The sequence below is a fragment of the Streptomyces sp. NPDC059832 genome (assembly GCF_042731715.1).
Lineage (GTDB): Bacteria > Actinomycetota > Actinomycetes > Streptomycetales > Streptomycetaceae > Streptomyces.
On sequence record NZ_JBHWIY010000038.1, the window covers coordinates 22,152 to 38,724 of the forward strand.

Consider the following 16,573-nt stretch of genomic DNA (forward strand, 5'->3'; position numbering starts at 1 on the left):
TTCGAGAGCGCCGCCGGGATGGGGGCGCCGTGACGCGTGGGAATACGCCCCATGGGTACGGGGATGCCTCGGACGGGCGGAGAAGGAAGAAGAAGGAGGGGGGAGAGCGGGGTGCGTGGCACTCCGGTGAGGGCCGACCGTCCGGTCAGCGGGTCCCTTCGCGGGACTCGGTCGCGGCGGCGCGGGCGTTGTGTTCCCGCAGCAGGGCCGCGAGCAGGGGCCGGTCACCCGGCGTGGCGGAGGGCGCGGCGGGCGCGGTCCGCCCGGCACCGAGCTGCTGTTCGGCGCGTGCGCGCAGTCCCGCCCGGTCCAGCTTGCCGCTGCCGGTCTTGGGAATCTCGTCGAGCGTCAGGTAGTGCCCAGGCACGTACGCGGAGGGGAGGGCGGAGGCGATGTGCGTGCGCAGGGCGGCGGAGAGTTCGCGGGAGGAGGTGCCGGCCTCGGCCGGCAGGATCCACGCCACGAGTTCGGTGTCCTCCCCGAGCCGGACCGCCACCACCGCGGCCTCGTTCACCGAGGGGTGGGAGCGCAGCCGGTGCTCGACTTCCTGCGGCTCGATGCGCTGCCCCCGGATCTTCACCTGGTCGTCGGTCCGTCCCAGGTACTCCAGGCTCCCGTCGATCAGGCGTACCCGGTCGCCGGTCCGGTAGATCCGATCCACGGACGATCCCGGTGGTGCGGGCACGAAGGCGCGGGCGGTCCGTACGGGATCGTTGAGATAGCCCAGGGCCAGGGGTGTGCCCCCGATGCACAGCTCCCCTTCGTCGCCGTCGAGGACCGGCCCGTCGTCCTGGCCGACCACGAGCAGCACGCAGTTGTCGATCGGGCGGCCGATGAGGACGCGGTCGATCTCCCGTGCCGGGGCCGGGACGGTCCAGTGGCTGACCTCGATGGCGGCCTCGGTGGGGCCGTAGAGGTTGTGCAGGGCGGCGGGGATGGTGTCCACGCACGCACGCGCCACTTCGGCCGGCAGTGCTTCGCCGCTGCAGAAGACGTGCCGGAGAGAGGTGCACCGTGCCGCATCGCGGTGGCGGAGGAACTCGCGGAGCATGGTGGGGACGAAGTGGCAAAATGTGATGCCCTGCTCGCGGATGGCGCGTGCCACGAGTCCGGGCTCGCGGTGCTCCCCGGGCGGCAGCAGGACGCAGGTGCCGCCGGATATGAGGGGGAGCCACAGCTCCCAGCCGGAAACGTCGAAGGTGATGGGGGTCTTCTGCAGGACGCGGTCGTCCGGGCCGGCCCCGTAGGCGTCGCGCATCCACACCAGCCGGTTGGTGAGGGCGGCGCTCGGCAGCACGACTCCCTTGGGCGTGCCGGTGGATCCCGATGTGAACAGCACGTAGACGGGCTGCGCGTCGGGGACCGGCGGCAAGGGGTCCCATTCCGTCTCCCCCGCCGCAGGGCCCTCGAAGCGCGCGGGCAGCACGAGCGTGCGCAGCCCCTGTGCCGCCGGCCGGTCCCGTGTCGTGTCGGTGACAAGGGCAAGAGTGCTGCCCGATACGTCGAGTACGCGTCGCAGCCGGTCCGGGGGGTCGTCCGCGTCCAGGGGGAGGTAGGGAAGCCCTGCCTTCAGGATGCCGAGCAGGGCCACGAGCAATTGGACGCTCCGCGGAATGGCCACCGCCACGGGCGGCCCCGGCGGTGTCGTGGCCCGTAACGTACGGGCTGTCTCGTCGGACCACGCTTCGAGTTGCGCGTACGTCAGCCTCTCGCCGCCGCACTCGACGGCGACGGCCGTGGGCCTCGTCCGGGACACTTCCCTGATCAGCCCCGGGAGCCCTGCAGGGATGGAACACACTGTCCGCCGGCCGGATAACTCGGCTATTGACGGGCCCTGTTGGGGGCGCACATCCGTTCCACTCATTCTTGTGACCGTTTCAGCGCGAACTTATAGAGATGGTGAAGCACAACACAAGGTTCCTTGATGCCATGCTGACGCTTCCTGCCCGTCCGGGGAGGAACGCGCGGGTGGGCGCGGGTGAGCGCCGGTCTCCCCGGCGCCGGCCGGGTGGCTGTCCGGCTCGTACCGGGGCGCTCCGGGCCGAAGTGTCCGCAGGTGCGGCACCGACCGCACCTGCTGCGTTGTCGTACGTCCCGCTTCCGAGCGATGTTGCGGTGCTTCGTCAACAGTCTTCTTCTGTCTCGAATTCTCGAGATCCTCGGGGTTCCCGGATCTCTCGGATGGTTCGAATCACGAGCTGCGGTGGCACCAGAGCCTTTGCGTGAGAGGAGACGGAGGCATCCGCGGTCAGGTTGCACAACCATCCGAAAAAAACTTCCTGGAGCACAGCGCAACCTCATGGCGTGATCCCCCGTCCGGAGAGCGGGCAGGAAGGCATGCCGACTTCGTGGTCGCCGTCCGGACGTACGACCATCTGCTCGTGGGAGCAGGGCAGTTGGAGCTGGGCAGTCGGAGCCACCCGTCGCGAAGCCGGCCCGGAGCCGCCGCTCGGTCGTCTTCTAGGGTTGTCCGCATGACGATCGACACGGGAGCCGCGGATCAGCATCGGGTCGAGCAGCCTGACGGCGGACAGGGTTGGCGGACCGCTGAGGCGGGCGCCCGTGATGCCCCCGAACCGTGGACCGTGCCACCACCATGACCCAGGCAAGCGGAGGACTTGCCACCACTTTCGCGACGGCGGGCGTAGGGGACGGCAGATCGGTAGAGGGAGACCTCGAGCCATGGCACCCGTGCCCTGCCCAGAGACTGCGGAGACGCACGCTCAGACCGTGTTTGAGGTCTCGCGTTGTGGTCGGGTAGCCGGAGACGAGCAATGGTCTCCGGCTACCCGACCACACGCATTCACGAGAGAATCGTCTGGTGACTGTATCCATCGACCGTAGTCGGTCCCTTGAGGAGCTTGAACGTGATCGCTGGCAGGCGCCCCCGGCTGACGCCACCCGTCTCATTGCGACGGCGCATGCCCTGCGGAGTCGGCCGGTCGGGACTCTGACCGTTGAGGACCTGCGCCTGCTGATCGGGCAGGACATTGGGCTGCCGGTGCTTCTTCCGCTCGCGGTGGAGGTGCTTCGTGACAACCCGCTGGCCGAAGGCGACATGTACGAGGGCGACCTGCTGCGCGCGGTCCTGACCAGGAACTCAGCTGTCTGGAGCGTTTATCCGGAACTTGCGAGGCAACTGACCTTCATCGTCGGCGGCCTCTCCGACCTCTCGCCAGACCTGCGGAGCAAGGTCGAGCGGTTCGTGGGCGCCGTCCAGAATTCCTGACGCGTCGCAGGTGCCTGTCGTCTACTGCGGGGCTGTCCATCGAAGACGCCGTGGTCCTGGCCGTTTGGCAGGGCAACCTCGGGTGAGCCGACGGACCATAATGCCGATCACCGCCCACCGGATCATGGTTGCGGACCGGGCAGGATCGGCCTCGTAGTCACGGGCAAGCCGCCGGTGCGCGGTCATCCGGGCGAACGTCCGCTCAAGGCCCAGCGCTTGGGCTGGACCTGAAAGCCTCGCTGGTCAGGCGCTTTGCGGACGATTTCCAGCTCGCGGCCGAGGATCGAAGCGCTCCAATCGACCAGCCGTCCGGAGAAGCCCTGGTCCGCCCAGACCTTCTGGATGCTCGGATGGTCGAGGTGGGTCCGAAGCAGAGGGCGTTTCGCGCCGTCACGATCCTGGACGCTCGCGGCAACCATGTGTACCGCCAGCAGGAGGCCGAGCGTGTCGGTGACGATGAACCGCTTGCGGCCTTTGACCTTCTTGCCTGCGTCAAACCCTCTGGTGGAAACGGGGACGGTGCCGGCCGTGCGCACGGACTGCGAGTCGATGAGCCCCGCGCTAGGTTCGACGCTGCGGCCGTCGGCCACTCGGACCTGGTCGCGCAGCGCGTCGTGCAGCCGCTCCACGATCCCATCATCGCGCCACCACGTGAGTGAAGTAGGCCGCCGACGAGGTGCCCGTGGTGCGGGTCCTTTTCCGACGGCCCCTTCCCGAACGGTGCGGGCCAGTTTCCCGGCACACCGCTCTCCAGTGGTCATTTTCGGGTGGAAGAGGTGGCCCGACCTGCGTGGATGTCCTGGTGACAGGGCTGGCAGACCACGAGGGTCTTGCGGCGCCGCATCGCCATGAGCGTGATCCACACCGGCGTTTCGGGTCGGCTGGGAGTTCTCGCTTTCGTGTCAGGGATGGTCCTCAGTTCGATGTCCGGCCTTGGGCGCTGTGGGGTGGGCAGATTCGGGTGTTTCTATGGGGCGTTGAGAAGTGGTGGCCGGGCGCTGTTGCTGGACAAGCAATGAGGATTGGCTGGTCACTGGGTGAGGATTACCTGGTCAGGGGAGTGAGAGCTCCCAAGTGGCCGCACGCTGGTGATCACCGGCTTCTCTGTCGAATTCAAGGTACTGAGCCGAGATTGATGCTGGCGCTGCGACAATCTCGTGGCCCGCATCACCGAGGCGGAACAGGAAGGCTGGCTCAGCGAGATCGAAGGGCTCCGTGTCAGCCCGGCCGGCGCCCAATCCAAGATCGGTCAGATCGAAGCCGCGTCGCCACGCGGACCGGTGAACCTGGGGCTGCCCACCCGGCGAGAGGGGGCGTGAGGCGAGACGAGTTGCCGTGCGCCCTTCCTGTGCGACAGCGGGCGGGGCCTCGGGGCAGGACTCGCCAGCAGGGACAGCAGTTGGTTGCCGAGCTGGTGTCGGTTCCAGACCGAGCCCTGCTGAGCATGAGCGAGTACGGTCACGGACCGTCCAGTCCGTCCGAACCGTGCGTCGGAGAAGCGGCGCTCATCGCCAGAGCGGGAACAACTAAGCTCTAGTCCGTCGGAGTTGATGGGCCATCGAGGCGGGACGAATTATCATGACAGCACAGGGGCGCCACGAGCAGGAGATTCCTCGTGTCTCGATGACCGACGAGGAGATCGAAGCGGCCAATCTGGAAACGGCTCCTCGGCTCAACAGCGGTATCAAGCTGATGGAGTACACCCCCGAATGGGCTGCGGTGTTCGAGGAGGAAGCCGCCCGGATGAGCGACAAGCTGGGTGCGATGCCCCACCGGGTCGAACACACGGGATCCACCTCGGTACCCGGATTGCCCGCCAAACCAATCATCGACATCCTGTTGATCGTTCCCGACTCCGCCGACGAGTCCGCCTACCTGCCCGCCCTGGAGTCCATCGGCTACACGCTCGCGATCCGGGAGCCCGACTGGTACGAGCACCGCGTCCTGCGCAAGCCCTCCCTCGCCCCCAGCGCCGAGTCGGCCAATTTGCACGTACTCTCCACCGGCTGCCCCGAGATCGACCGCATGCTCCTGTTCCGCGACTGGCTGCGCGCCAACACCGGCGACCGCAACCTCTACGCCCGGACCAAGCGGGACCTCGCGCAGCGGACGTGGACGTACATGCAGCACTACGCCGACGCGAAGAGCGAAGTCATCGCCGGCATCCTCAAACGCGCGGGTCAGGGCACACGAGCACACCATGAAAACTGAACCCCCTGTCCCCGCCACCGGCAGCCCTGAAGGCTCATGAAGGGCGACCTCTGCCTGCTGCGGGAGCGGAACTTCCTCCTGTTCTTCCTCGCCCGCACCTCGTCCCTGACCGGTAACGTCATTGCCCCGCTGGGCCTCGCCTTCGCCGTACTGGCCATGCCCGACGGCTCCCCGTCCGAGCTCGGGCTGCTGCTGGGGACCCGCACAGTCGCCCAGCTCGGTCTGATCCTGCTGGGCGGAGTCATCGCGGACCGCTTCTCCCGCCAGCGTCTGATCATCGCGGGGGAAGCCACCGCCGGGTGCTCCCAAGTCCTGACCGCCGCCCTCTTTCTGCACGGCAGCGTGTCGATGAACGTCCTGATCGCCCTCGCGGCCGTCAACGGCGCGTCCTCCGCCGTCAGCCAGCCAGCCGCCACCGCGCTCGTGCCCTACCTCGTCGACACCGACCGCATCCAGCCGGCGAACGCATTGCTGCGCCTGGCGGCCAACATCTCCCGTATCGCAGGCGTGTTCGTCGGCGGAGTACTCATCGCGGCCGTCGCACCGGGCTGGGCCCTGGCCGCCGACGCCGCCACCTACTTCCTTTCCGCCGTGCTCCTGATATTCGCCCGCCCGCGCACGACAACGGCGGCGCTCGCGGCGTCGGAGGCGCCGACCGGTTTCCTGACCGAACTGCGCGCCGGCTGGACGGAGTTCTCCTCCCTGCGCTGGATGTGGCCGATCGTCGGCCAGTTCGCTGTCGTCAACGCCTGCTTCGGAGGGGCCATCATGGTCCTGGGGCCGGCGGTTGCTGAGCAGGAGCTGGGCGGCGCAATCGCCTGGTCGATCATTCTCGCCGCCCACTCGACGGGTTTCGTCCTCGGCAGCCTGATCGCGATCCGCATCCGGCCCCGCTACCCCCTTCGCACGGGCGTCCTCATCACCTTCGGCTTCTTCCCTCCCTACCTGCTCCTCGCCGCGGGCGCCCCGACATGGCTCATCGCCGCCGGCATGCTCACGGCCGGCGTCTGCATCGACGTGTTCGAAGTCCTGTGGAGGACCGCGGTCCACACCCATGTCCCCGCGCACGCCATGTCCCGGGTCAGCTCGTACGACTCCCTGGCATCTTTCATCTGCGCCCCCCTAGGTCTCGCGATGGCAGGCCCGGTGGCCGCTCACATCGGCATAGCCGAAACGCTTCTGATCAGCGGCGTGCTTGTCACGGCGACCAGCACCTTCCCCCTCTTCTTCACGGCCGTCCGCCACCTCCCATCCCGCGCCCCTGTCCCGGACCGCCGCTCGTGACAGCGGTGTCCCTGCACACCGGCCTGCCCGCCGCCTACATACGGGCCGCGCCGAAGAAGCACTGCATGTGGCAGCAGATCGAGGGCGCCGCCCTGGACAGCCGCCGCATCGTCCTGATCGACGACACGGCCCGCCGCGGGGCCCTCGACCACGTCCTGATCCTGGGCGAGAGCCACGCCAGGAAGGTCCTGACTGACTACCAGGACCACTACAACGGTCACCGGCTGCACCGATCCCGGCAGCAGCTACCGCTCAGCGCGACCGAGCAGCCCGCAATCGTGTACGACCTCGACGACCTCGACGACCGAAGCATGCTCCGCACCAGGGTCCTCGGTGGCCTCATCAACGAGTATCGATACGCTGCGTGACCTGCAACGACGACTTTTCGAGCCCCACAGGAGGCGCCTGCGGGCGGACGCGGCTGCGGACCACTGGGCAACGCCATCACGCACAGCGGCTCGGACAAGCAGATCACTGCCTGACGCAGTAGTTCTGCAGACAGTGGGGAACGGGGCTTCGTCCCTTTCTCGCTTCGTCCCCCACTCCGTCGCGCGAGTGCATCGGCTGCCGCGATGGCAGGGGACTGCCCGTTTCATCCCAGCCGATCCCGTGGGACCAGTGGCCGCAGAGTTCGCATGGTCACCTCCGGGTCGGGGACGGAGATCGCCAGCCGGCTGAAGGGCGCACTCCGGCGCAGTTCCACACACAACACTGGCGTGCCGGCCCGCACCAACGTGAAGTCCTGTCCCTCCTGGAGACGCCGGACACCTGCGCACAGCTGTCCGGGAATGCATGTTCCCCGATCACGTTCACCGCGAAGCGCACGCCACCAGTCGGGCTCGATATGGAGCCGGCGCAGCGCCGACACCGGAACCCGCACATTGCGGTGGTGTGCCGCCGCCTTCTCCAGCCAGGACAGGCGTACGACGATATCGGTGCCCTCCACTACGACTCGCGCCATGGCCTCTCCTTTGTGACAGTGGGAACTTGCGGCTTCGCGATGCTTCGGATCCCGTGCGAGGCTCTCTATCGCGCCATTGGATCTTCCTCGGTTTGACACTCCTGAGACAGCTATCTCGATTTCTGAAGACTGACCCGGCAGACAGCCGGAGCGCCCGGTCGGGCTCGGCCATACACGGTCAGGAGAAGCATCGGATGCCGGCTCTCGAAAAGACCACGCCGGTCGTCGGCGCACCCTGCTGGGTGAGCCTGATCGCACACGATCTGCACGCAGTCCCGTTCGCTTCACCACCCCACGGGCGGCTACCTCGGGTTCAGCCGACAGTCTCTCAACCACCCGCACCACGATCCTGGCCGCCGCGCCGACGCCCGGTGGTATGGGAGCCCGGCGGCCGGGTCGGCCGGTGATGCGCTGCGCGTACGATGACCGGCGTGACCGCCCGCCGCGCTCTTGGTGCCGGCCCCGAGGCTCCCGCGCCCAGCATCCGTGCCGCCCAGGCCGACCTGCTCGGCGCTCTTCCCGGAGAGCGTCTGTCCGACCTCGATGAACTGCGAGCCCGAGGTGCACTGCGGGAGAAGACGCTGTGGCGGATGCTCTACGAGACCGCTGCCCGTGCGGAGGAGACCCTGGGTGTCAACATCGAGGAGCTGGACCTTGCCGGGCGCCGGGCCCCGGTGAAAGCCAAAGGCGCCCGTCCTCGTACACGTCGCCGCGGCGCTGTCCGCAAGGACTTCGTCCTGGAGACGGTCTACTGGGACGTTGGTACTGCCCGGCTGTTGCCCAGGCTGCTCAAGGGACGTACGCGTGGCCCGGTGTTCGTCACCCAGCGCAAGCCCGGCCCGGCAAGGTCGTCAACCCGCGCGACATCTGCCCGGACACCGGGCTCGTGTGTCTCTCGTACGGGCAGGCCCGGATGCTGCCGGACGAGCACACTGCCCTCGGCGGTGAGCCGGGCACGGGCTGGGATCTGCATGAGTGGTGGCACTCCGGTCTGACCCGTCCTGGTGAGGGCGGGGCGGGTCTGCTCATGCTGATGGCGAAGTCCCGGCGCAAAAAGGCGGAGAACGTAAGGAAGTACTTCCGCCCTTCCCCGGAGGCGATCGCCGAAGTCACCAGCCTGCTCGCGCCGGGCTGAGGCGGGGGACCGGTACGGGTTACGACGTCATCTGTGACGGCCGTGCAGGTCAATGGTTGTACGCGTGGCTGTTCGCCGGGCAGATCCCGGTTCGGACGCGGCGGGATGAGGCGGGCGTCTCGCCGCAGTGCCGGGTCTGCTGGGCGGCCGTCACTGACTCGGTACGGCGATGCCGGCTGCGCGCAGGTTCGCCTCGACCAGCGTGTTCAACCGGGCGATGGACGGTGACTGGTCTTCCCGGTGGTGGTTGACCATTGCGTACCGGGAGGCGGCGTCGGACTGGTCTTGAAACCCGGTCGGCATCGCCAGCAGCGCCCGTTGGGTCAGCAGCTTGTCGGCCAGCGTGGACGCCAACTCCTCGATCCGCGGGTCGTCCGGATCCCAGGCCCTCGCATCCCAACCGCGCTTGGTCAGCTCGACGGACTCGGGGTCGTCCAGGGAGTGTTCGAGCCGGGTCAGGAAGCTGTCGAAGATCTCCGGGACCAGTGCCCGGGCCAGCACCAGAGCCTCCCGTTGACCAGCCACGTAGTCGGGACCGAAGCCGAGTTCGGCGAGCCGCTCCAAGACCGCGCAGGCCCGGTCGGGCAGCAGGGCCCGGTCGCCGTGGTCGAGACGGTGCAGCCTGTCGCGGCGCGCGATCAGGTCTTCGATCCGTTCGGTGAGCTGGTGGTGGACGTCGTCCAGGGTGGCGGCGAACGTCGTTGGATCGGCGTCGAGCAGGTCACCGATCTCGGCCAGCGGCACGCCGGCCGCGGCCAGGGTCCGGACCTGGACCAGCCGGTACAGCTCGTCCGATCGGTAACGGCGGTAGCCGGAGCCGTCGCGTTCCGGCTCGGCGACCAGGCCGAGCCGGTGATAGTGCCGCACGGTCTTGATCGTGACACCAACGAACGCCGCCGCGAGCGGGCGGTGTCGACGGCTGGAAACGCTCAGTCACCAGGCAAGGTGGCTGACGTGTGGGAACGCCGTATCGCCTATGTGAGGGGGTGTCCGGGGCCGGGTGCTCGGCGTGTCTGGTTCAGCCCTGGAGGGCGGTGAGCCAGTCGGTCAGCAGGCGGTTGACCTCAGCGGGCCGTTCCTGCTGGACCCAGTGGCCGCAGCCTTCCAGCAGGTGGGAGGCGAACAGGGCGGGGAGGGTGGTGGGGTAGGCGTTGATGGCGTCGGCCATCCAGGTGGTGGAGGCGTCCAGGGTGCCGCCGATGAACAGGGATGGCTGCTTGATCGGGGCTCCGCGGTGGGGGGCGAGGTCTTCCCAGTCGCGGTCCATGTTGCGGTAGCGGTTGAGAGCGCCGGTCAGGCCGGTGCGCTCGAACTCCACGGCGTAGATGTCAAGGTCGTCCTCGCTCAACCAGGCGGGGAACTTGCCTGCGGGGAAGCGGTCGCGCAGCCGGCCGCCGTGGGTGACGAAGTGCGGGTCGGGCTCGCCCTGGGCGGGCATGGTGTCGGCGGACAGTGCCGCGTAGAAGCCGGCGAGCCAGCCCCGGACATCGGGCTCGATCTCCGCCTCGGCGCGGCCGGGCTCCTGGAAGTAGGAGACATAGAACTCCTGCTCAGGGCCGCCGATCTGGCCGAAGATGTCGGTGGGGCGGGGACCGCCCGGCGGCGCGTAGGGGACGCTCAGCAGGCCGACCGCGCGGAAGACTTCGGGGTGGAGCAGGGCGGAGGAGGCAGCGATGTTGGATCCCCAGTCGTGGCCGATGACCACCGCGCTCTCCTCGCCGAGGGCGCGCACCGCGGCGACGTTGTCCTGCACCAGGTCGAGCATCCGGTAGGCGTCGGTCGCGGCGGGCTTGGAGGAGCGGCCGTAGCCGCGCACGTCGATCGCCACCGCCCGGTAGCCGGCGGCGGCGAGGGCCGGGAGCTGGCGGCGCCAGGAGTACCAGGACTCGGGGAAGCCGTGCACGAGCAGGACCAGCGGGCCGGTGCCCTGCTCGACGAGGTGCAGGCGCCCGGCCGGGGTCTCGATGGTGCGGTGGCGGAACTCGGCGGTCGGTTCGGGCTGCATGGGCTTCTCCTCGGTTCGCGAGCGGACGCGGTTACCTGTCGATCATGCGGCGCGGCGGCCTCCCGGCGCGATCAGCATTGCCATTCTGGCAAGATCGCAGCACAGGGCGGTTTGAGCGGTGCGGCTGGAAGGAGCGGGAACGGTGGCAGGCGACGACCTGGACGGCACACTGGCGGCGATGGGACCCAGACTGCGAGCCGCGCGCGAGCAGCACGGCGCTACGCTCGCCGGCATCAGCTGTGCGACCGGCATCTCGCCGAGCACGCTGTCGCGGATCGAGACCGGCCGGCGCAAGCCCACCCTGGAGGTCGTGCTGCAGCTGGCGAGGGAGTACGGCGTCTCCCTGGACGAGCTGGCCGGTACCGCTCCCGCCCCCGCGGTCGCGCGCCACAGCACGGCGCTGCACAGCTTCGGGGACGACAAAACAGTGCTGCTGCTCACCCGGTACGTCGGCGGCTTGCACGCCCACAAGCATGTGCTGTCCGCCGTCGAGGATCTACCCGCGCGGCCCCGGCAGGTCTCCCACGAGGGCTACGAGTGGCTGTGCGTTCTGTACGGGCGACTGTGGCTCGCGCTCGGCAACAAGGATCTTGTCCTGGCCGCCGGGGACGTCGCCGAGTTCGATACCCACACCCTGCACGGGGTGGCGAACGCTGGCCCCGGCGGGCCGGTCGAGTACCTGATCTTGTTCGGGCCGCAGGGCGAACGACTGCGGCCGCGGACCCCGCCGGTCCCCGGCCGCGGGGCCCGGTAGCCCGCAGCCCCCGTGACGATCCAGACCCGGTGCCGCTCAGCGTCGCGCAGCGGTCGCAGGTCTGAACGACCTTCAGTACTGCAGGACTGAGTACCTGACGCTGTCGGGGATCTTGAGATCCGGAGCTGCTGATCACGGCAAGCGCGCCGAGCAGGCGCTTCGTTTCCCCTGTTCAGCGCGTCGGCGTGCGGGTTGGTTGCCTGGCGAGGTCTCGCAGTCGGCCTGGTGACCGTTGGGCGAACGCATCGTTCGTGCTCTGTGATGCCTGTGATGCCTGTGCGGCTGGGGTGGCTGGTGTGTCGATAGGCGTTCACTCGTTCGTGGTGACCGCCCGGAGAATCACGGATCTGGCGGTCGGCGCGGGTGGCACGGTTGGGGCCCGCGACTTCGGAGGTCCGAGATGTGTGTTCGCTCCCGCACCGGCAGTGTGGTTCCCGAGCTGACGGTGCGGGTGGCGCGGGCGTGCAACCCGCACGGCACCACGGCCATGGCCATCCGCGACCACCTCAATGGTCTGTGGAGCGATGAGGACTTCGAGGAGTGGTATCCCAGGGACGGCAAGCCGGGCCTGTCACCTGCCCAGTTGGCCACGGTGTCCGTCCTTCAGTTCCTGCTGGAGCTGTCCGACCGACAGGCCGCCGAGTCCGTTCGTAACCGCATTGACTTCAAATACGCGATGGGCATGGAGCTGGAGGACCCCGGCTCCGAAGCTCAGGACCTGCCGGAGCAGGTCACCCCCGAGGACTCTCACGGGGCGATCGGGATGTCCCGGTTCAGACGATCGCTCGGCTGGCATATCGCCCGCCGCCTGTGCGGGCTGGTCGCTCTTGCGCTCCAGTACGGCCATATGTGCACCGTCTTGGACGCCTGGACCTCCAGTGCTAAGGCTCTCGCAGCTGCACCGGCATGCACTCTGTCCTCGACGTCGAGACCGCTCTCGTGGCGGCCGATACTGCGGCGAGACTCCGGGACCGGGCCGCGGCAGGCGAGAAGATCTTCGGCCCCGCCGCCCGGAGGGCTCTGACCAGTGCAGCCACGACCCCACGGTTCGAGGGCCGCATCGTCCCCGCGAGGTTCGCGAAGAAGGCCGCTGCCTCCCTCGCCCGGGACGGCGTCGTGCTCTATGACAACCCGGATGCGTTCTTGATTTGCGCGTTCAAGCACGGCAATGCGCTCTGCGAACCCGAGCCGGGCGCCACCGCGCCGAGGCAGTACGCCTGCCAGACAGGCTGCGGGAACACGGTCCGCACTGACGTTCACGCCCGCCAGATACGGGAGCGGCTCACAGAGGCCGCGGCCGCCGCCGATTCCGGCTACCCGGAGAATGAGGGCCTGGTCATCGACCCGAAGACCGGCGTGTCGACGCTGGAGAGGTACCGGGCGGACGAGCGGCGCCCCAGCGCGGTGAAGCTGGAGCAGGTGCTCAAGGCTCGGCTGCCCGAGCGGCCCACGAGCTTGACCTGGCGCCGAAGGCGTACGAGCCCTACCTGGATGTCGACTTCACCAATCTGGACCCTCAGGACCTGGCTGCGGCAAGGGCCGCCTTCGAAGACGGTTCGGCCCGGAGTGCGTCGTGAGCAGTGCTGCCGTCTCGCCTCCTGTTCACGGGTTCAGGCTCTCGGTGGCAGTAGCCGTGACAATCCGTAGTGGAAGCGGTTGTCGAAGGAGTCCGTGACCATGAGGTGCTCGCCGATCCGGGCGAGGGCGGGGTAGCTGCCGGTGGCGACGAGGTCGTGGAACGAGCCGCGGGGGTTGTCGGAGGGGGTCTGCTGTTCCTGGGTGAGGCCGAGGGTGAAGTAGACGATCGACCAGCACAGGCGGGCGGCGTCCGGTTCGGAGTGTCCGGCGTCCAGCAGGGCGCCGGCGATGGTGTCGGCTACGCGCAGGGTCTTGCCCGTGCCGGTGAAGGTGCCGCCGACCAGGCGGCCGCCGTCGCGGTGGGCGAGCAGGGAGTCCCGGTAGCGGGTGGCGACGGTTCGGGCCCGTTCGACGGGTTCGTCGGGCAGGTGGGTGACGTTGACGGAGCCGACGATGTGGTCGGCCATCGTCTCGATGAGTGTCTGCTTCGTCTTCACGTACGAGCTCACCGAGTTGAGGTGGGAGCCGAGGGTGCGGGCGACCCCGCGCAGCGTCAGCTTGTCGAGGCCGTCGGCTTCGAGCGTGGTGAACGCAGCCTCGATCACGTCGTCCAGCGTCCAGCGCATCCTCGTGTCCCGTTCCGTTCTCCGTCACCCACCGGCGATTTACCGGCTCATGGTACAAGCGGCCTGTTCAGGGCCCTGTTCGGGCGCCGAACGCCGCCTGGGACACCGCGTCCCAGCGCTCCCACTCCTCGATGCGGGAGGCGTACTCGGCCCGGATCACGTCGAGGGGCCCCTTGCCGAAGAAGATTCGCAGGGGCGGCTCGTCGGCGTCGACGATGGTGAGGATCGCCGCACGGGTGGCGGTCGGCTCGCCGCGCACTCCGGCCGGGCGCTGCATGGCGGCGCGGAAATCGTCGTAGGCGGGCAGGGGTTCGGCGTGGACGGCGGAGGGCCCGGCCCAGTCGGTGGAGTATCCGGCGGGTTCGACCAGGGTGACCTTGATGCCGAAGTCCTTGACCTCCTTGGCGAGGCTGGCGGTGAATCCCTCCAGGCCGAACTTCGAGGCGTGGTAGACGCCCAGGCCCGGCAGCGAGAAGACGCCCGCGATCGAGGAGACCTGGATGATGTGCCCGCCGCCCTGGGCGCGCAGGTGCGGCAGCGCGGCCTGCGTGACCCACAGCGGGGCGAGGAGGTTCACGTCGATCTGTGCGCGGGCCTGCTCTTCGCTGATCTCCTCGACCATGCCGAACAGGCCGTAGCCGGCGTTGTTGACGACGACGTCGAGGCGGCCGAAGCGGTCGGCCGCCTGGCGCACGGCGGCGTGGACGGCCGCGCGGTCGGTGACGTCCATCTGGATCGGGAGCAGGTTGCCGCCGTGGGAGGCGACCAGGTCGTCGAACGCGCCGGGGGTGCGGCTCGTCGCGGCGACGCGGTCGCCCCGTTCCAGGGCGGCTTCGGCCCACTGCCTGCCGAAGCCCTTGGAGGCGCCGGTGATGAACCAGGTCTTCGTCTTCGTGGTCATGTCGTGCTCCGGTGTTCCTCGTTGCCGGTCGGTTCCTGCCGACCGTGCGGAGTGAGCTGGGAGTGCGCGGGGACGACGGCCAGGCCGTCGACCTCGATGAGCCATTCGGGTTGGCCAAGGACCTGGACGCCGATGAGCGTGCTCGCCGTGCGGGGCCAGTGGCCGCCGAAGGCCCGCTGGCCGGCCGCGAAGATCGGCTCGACCAGTTCGGGACGGTGCCCCACGACGTGGATGGTGTTCTTCAACAGGTCGCGCGGACCGCAGCCGACCGCGGCCAGCGCGGCGGCGACGTTGCGGAACGCCTGCTCGGCCTGGGCCGCGTGATCGCCCTCGCCAACGAGACGGCCCTCGGCGTCCAGGGCGATCTGTCCCGCGATCGCGACGACGGATCCCGAGCGGACGATCGCGAGATGGTGGTAGAGGCCGCCGATCGGAGGGGCCAACGCGGGCGGGTCGACATGCTCGATCACGGCCGTGTCCTTTCGTAGGAGGTGTAGTCGGGCAGCGCGAAGCCGTTCGACAGGCGGATCTGGTCGCGTAACAGCAGACCGCCGAGCGGCAGCCGCTCCTGGAGCGCCACCACGGCGCGCCGGAACGCTATGCCGGCCGGGGTCCGCGGCGTCATCGTCTTGCCGCTGCCCTGCCCGAACCGCTGGACGCGGCTGATCCACGGCCGCAGCCGCTCCTCGTACGCCCGCAGCCCGGCGACGACGTCCCCCTGCGCCCGAGCCAACTCACCGGCGAGCACGTAGGCCCCGACGAGCGCGATGGTCGTACCGTGCCCGGACAACGGCGAGGCGCAGAACGCGGCGTCGCCCACGAGGGCGATCCGGCCCGACGACCAGTGCGGCAGTGCCACCTGGCTGCACGCGTCGAAGTAGAAGTCCGCAGTGTCCTCCAGCTGGGCGATCAGCTCGTCGGCGTGCCAGCGCATCCCGGCGGCGCGCGAGCGCACGACGGTCTTCAGCGCGGTGCTGTCGCGAGGGTCGTACCGGAACGGGGCCGACCGGAAAGAGAGGAACGCCATCAGCTGCGTGTTGCCGTTCACGGCGCGGGCTCCGATGGTGCGGCCCGGTTCGGAGTACACCTCGGTCCAGTCGCACAGCCCCAGCGTGTTCCGCGCGGTCCAGAACGACAGATAGTGGCCGAGGTGGCACAGCGACCCGCCGCCCGGGCCGAACGCCAGGTCGCGCACGCCCGAATGCAGGCCGTCGGCCCCGACCACGACATCGAAGCGGCGCGGTGCGGACTTCTCGAAGTCGACGTGCACGCCGTCACGCCGGTCGTCGAGTGCGCTGATGCGGTCACCGAAGACGTACTCGGCCGAGCCGCCGGTCGCCTCGTGAAGGATCTCCACCAACGCGCCCCGCAGAATCTCGGTCTCGGTCACCGGCCCGTCCCCGCCGAAGCCGTCCGCCCGCACCGATGCCTGCCGCCGACCGTGCGCATCCACGAACGACAGCCCGTCCGCGCGTGTGCGGGCGGCACGGACCGCCTCGGCCAGGCCCGCCCGGGCGATCACGCCGCGTCCGCAGCCACGGATGTCGATCAGCTGCCCGCCGGTGCGGCGCGCCGTCGCGGACTCGACCACCGTGACCTGTGCCCCGTACCGCGCCAGCCAGTAGGCGAGCGCCGGGCCCGCGATGCCGGCGCCGGAGACCAGCGCCTTGATTTCGGGCATCGTTCACCACCTCCAATTTTGGTCATTGACCAACTTCTGCAACCAGTGAAGTTGGTCAATGACCAAAAATCAACCGCTGCGAGTCGACGGCGAGCACGGGGATCTCACAAACGACAGGATTACGCCGTGGTTGACGCCTCCACCCGGGCCGATTCGCTAACCATCGCGAGTTCGCATCCGATGCAATGGGCGGCGGTTGGAGCATCGG

Annotated in this window: 18 protein-coding genes and 1 pseudogene; 9 read left to right on the forward strand and 10 right to left on the reverse strand. The window is 69.0% G+C overall.

The genetic code is table 11. The features are described 5' to 3' along the window. Positions 1–145: 145 nt before the first annotated feature. The gene (locus ACFV8T_RS38605; protein WP_385336668.1) at positions 146–1,756 is read right to left on the reverse strand and encodes an amino acid adenylation domain-containing protein; all 1,611 of its coding nucleotides are present in this window, start codon (positions 1,754–1,756) and stop codon (positions 146–148) included. A 1,065-nt stretch (positions 1,757–2,821) separates the two neighbouring features. On the opposite strand from ACFV8T_RS38605, the gene ACFV8T_RS38610 reads away from it, so the two are divergent. Next, entirely contained in the window at positions 2,822–3,229 is a 408-nt protein-coding gene (locus ACFV8T_RS38610) for a contact-dependent growth inhibition system immunity protein (RefSeq protein WP_385336670.1), read from the forward strand. Between the two features lie 182 nt (positions 3,230–3,411). Here the strand turns inward: ACFV8T_RS38610 and ACFV8T_RS38615 are convergent, their stop codons facing one another. Both ACFV8T_RS38615 and ACFV8T_RS38620 read right to left on the reverse strand, forming a co-directional pair. After that, positions 3,412–3,858: a transposase gene (locus tag ACFV8T_RS38615; RefSeq protein WP_385336672.1), complete on the reverse strand. Its 447-nt coding sequence runs from the start codon at positions 3,856–3,858 to the stop codon at positions 3,412–3,414. A 128-nt stretch (positions 3,859–3,986) separates the two neighbouring features. Further along, entirely contained in the window at positions 3,987–4,094 is a 108-nt protein-coding gene (locus ACFV8T_RS38620; RefSeq protein WP_385336675.1) for a hypothetical protein, read from the reverse strand. 292 nt (positions 4,095–4,386) lie between these two features. On the opposite strand from ACFV8T_RS38620, the gene ACFV8T_RS38625 reads away from it, so the two are divergent. The 4 genes from ACFV8T_RS38625 (at position 4,387) to ACFV8T_RS38640 (ending at position 7,092) form a co-directional block, all read left to right on the forward strand. Beyond that, positions 4,387–4,548, forward strand: a complete 162-nt coding sequence (locus ACFV8T_RS38625) for a hypothetical protein (protein ID WP_385336678.1) — start codon at positions 4,387–4,389, stop codon at positions 4,546–4,548. A gap of 259 nt (positions 4,549–4,807) precedes the next feature. Next, the gene (locus ACFV8T_RS38630; protein ID WP_385336681.1) at positions 4,808–5,440 is read left to right on the forward strand and encodes a GrpB family protein; all 633 of its coding nucleotides are present in this window, start codon (positions 4,808–4,810) and stop codon (positions 5,438–5,440) included. A 36-nt stretch (positions 5,441–5,476) separates the two neighbouring features. Then, entirely contained in the window at positions 5,477–6,724 is a 1,248-nt protein-coding gene (locus ACFV8T_RS38635; RefSeq protein ID WP_385336684.1) for an MFS transporter, read from the forward strand. Then, positions 6,721–7,092 carry a hypothetical protein gene (locus ACFV8T_RS38640; RefSeq protein ID WP_385336687.1) on the forward strand — a complete coding sequence of 124 codons (372 nt, stop codon included), beginning with the start codon at positions 6,721–6,723 and terminating at the stop codon, positions 7,090–7,092. The genes ACFV8T_RS38635 and ACFV8T_RS38640 overlap by 4 nt, the downstream gene beginning before the upstream one ends. A 224-nt stretch (positions 7,093–7,316) precedes the next feature. Here ACFV8T_RS38640 and ACFV8T_RS38645 read toward each other — a convergent pair whose 3' ends face one another. Continuing rightward, the gene (locus ACFV8T_RS38645) at positions 7,317–7,685 is read right to left on the reverse strand and encodes a hypothetical protein (RefSeq protein WP_385336690.1); all 369 of its coding nucleotides are present in this window, start codon (positions 7,683–7,685) and stop codon (positions 7,317–7,319) included. A 458-nt stretch (positions 7,686–8,143) separates the two neighbouring features. Here ACFV8T_RS38645 and ACFV8T_RS38650 point away from each other — a divergent pair. After that, positions 8,144–8,820: pseudogene (locus ACFV8T_RS38650) on the forward strand (site-specific integrase); the annotation flags it as partial. Positions 8,821–8,970: 150 nt separating this feature from the next. Here the strand turns inward: ACFV8T_RS38650 and ACFV8T_RS38655 are convergent. Both ACFV8T_RS38655 and ACFV8T_RS38660 read right to left on the reverse strand, forming a co-directional pair. Then, the gene (locus ACFV8T_RS38655; RefSeq protein ID WP_385336786.1) at positions 8,971–9,753 is read right to left on the reverse strand and encodes a MerR family transcriptional regulator; all 783 of its coding nucleotides are present in this window, start codon (positions 9,751–9,753) and stop codon (positions 8,971–8,973) included. Between the two features lie 85 nt (positions 9,754–9,838). After that, a complete protein-coding gene (locus tag ACFV8T_RS38660) occupies positions 9,839–10,825 on the reverse strand; it encodes an alpha/beta fold hydrolase (protein ID WP_385336693.1) in 987 nt (328 codons plus the stop codon). 142 nt (positions 10,826–10,967) lie between these two features. Here ACFV8T_RS38660 and ACFV8T_RS38665 point away from each other — a divergent pair, with 142 nt between their 5' ends. The 3 genes from ACFV8T_RS38665 (at position 10,968) to ACFV8T_RS38675 (ending at position 13,226) form a co-directional block, all read left to right on the forward strand. Then, a complete protein-coding gene (locus ACFV8T_RS38665; protein ID WP_385336696.1) occupies positions 10,968–11,579 on the forward strand; it encodes a helix-turn-helix domain-containing protein in 612 nt (203 codons plus the stop codon). Positions 11,580–11,979: 400 nt separating this feature from the next. After that, the gene (locus ACFV8T_RS38670) at positions 11,980–12,603 is read left to right on the forward strand and encodes a transposase (RefSeq protein ID WP_385336698.1); all 624 of its coding nucleotides are present in this window, start codon (positions 11,980–11,982) and stop codon (positions 12,601–12,603) included. A gap of 92 nt (positions 12,604–12,695) precedes the next feature. Further along, a complete protein-coding gene (locus tag ACFV8T_RS38675) occupies positions 12,696–13,226 on the forward strand; it encodes a hypothetical protein (RefSeq protein WP_385336701.1) in 531 nt (176 codons plus the stop codon). On the opposite strand, the gene ACFV8T_RS38680 is transcribed toward ACFV8T_RS38675, so the two are convergent. The 4 genes from ACFV8T_RS38680 to ACFV8T_RS38695 all read right to left on the reverse strand — a co-directional run bounded on the left by ACFV8T_RS38680 (position 13,190) and on the right by ACFV8T_RS38695 (position 16,365). Next, positions 13,190–13,783 (reverse strand): TetR/AcrR family transcriptional regulator C-terminal domain-containing protein, encoded by a 594-nt coding sequence (locus ACFV8T_RS38680; protein ID WP_385336704.1) that lies wholly within the window; start codon positions 13,781–13,783, stop codon positions 13,190–13,192. The genes ACFV8T_RS38675 and ACFV8T_RS38680 overlap by 37 nt on opposite strands. A gap of 67 nt (positions 13,784–13,850) precedes the next feature. Beyond that, the gene (locus ACFV8T_RS38685) at positions 13,851–14,684 is read right to left on the reverse strand and encodes an SDR family oxidoreductase (RefSeq protein ID WP_385336707.1); all 834 of its coding nucleotides are present in this window, start codon (positions 14,682–14,684) and stop codon (positions 13,851–13,853) included. Continuing rightward, a complete protein-coding gene (locus ACFV8T_RS38690; protein ID WP_385336709.1) occupies positions 14,681–15,154 on the reverse strand; it encodes a RidA family protein in 474 nt (157 codons plus the stop codon). Before ACFV8T_RS38690 ends, ACFV8T_RS38685 begins: the two co-directional genes overlap by 4 nt. Further along, entirely contained in the window at positions 15,151–16,365 is a 1,215-nt protein-coding gene (locus tag ACFV8T_RS38695) for an FAD-dependent monooxygenase (protein WP_385336712.1), read from the reverse strand. Before ACFV8T_RS38695 ends, ACFV8T_RS38690 begins: the two co-directional genes overlap by 4 nt. Positions 16,366–16,573 lie beyond the last annotated feature (208 nt).

Bases quoted from the DNA above. Each gene is read 5' to 3' on its own strand.
- ACFV8T_RS38630 (WP_385336681.1), top strand. From the start codon at position 4,808: ATGACAGCACAGGGGCGCCACGAGCAGGAGATTCCTCGTGTCTCGATG.
- ACFV8T_RS38635 (WP_385336684.1), top strand. From the start codon at position 5,477: ATGAAGGGCGACCTCTGCCTGCTGCGGGAGCGGAACTTCCTCCTGTTC.
- ACFV8T_RS38645 (WP_385336690.1), bottom strand. From the start codon at position 7,685: ATGGCGCGAGTCGTAGTGGAGGGCACCGATATCGTCGTACGCCTGTCC.
- ACFV8T_RS38660 (WP_385336693.1), bottom strand. From the start codon at position 10,825: ATGCAGCCCGAACCGACCGCCGAGTTCCGCCACCGCACCATCGAGACC.
- ACFV8T_RS38670 (WP_385336698.1), top strand. From the start codon at position 11,980: ATGTGTGTTCGCTCCCGCACCGGCAGTGTGGTTCCCGAGCTGACGGTG.
- ACFV8T_RS38680 (WP_385336704.1), bottom strand. From the start codon at position 13,783: ATGCGCTGGACGCTGGACGACGTGATCGAGGCTGCGTTCACCACGCTC.
- ACFV8T_RS38685 (WP_385336707.1), bottom strand. From the start codon at position 14,684: ATGACCACGAAGACGAAGACCTGGTTCATCACCGGCGCCTCCAAGGGC.
- ACFV8T_RS38695 (WP_385336712.1), bottom strand. From the start codon at position 16,365: ATGCCCGAAATCAAGGCGCTGGTCTCCGGCGCCGGCATCGCGGGCCCG.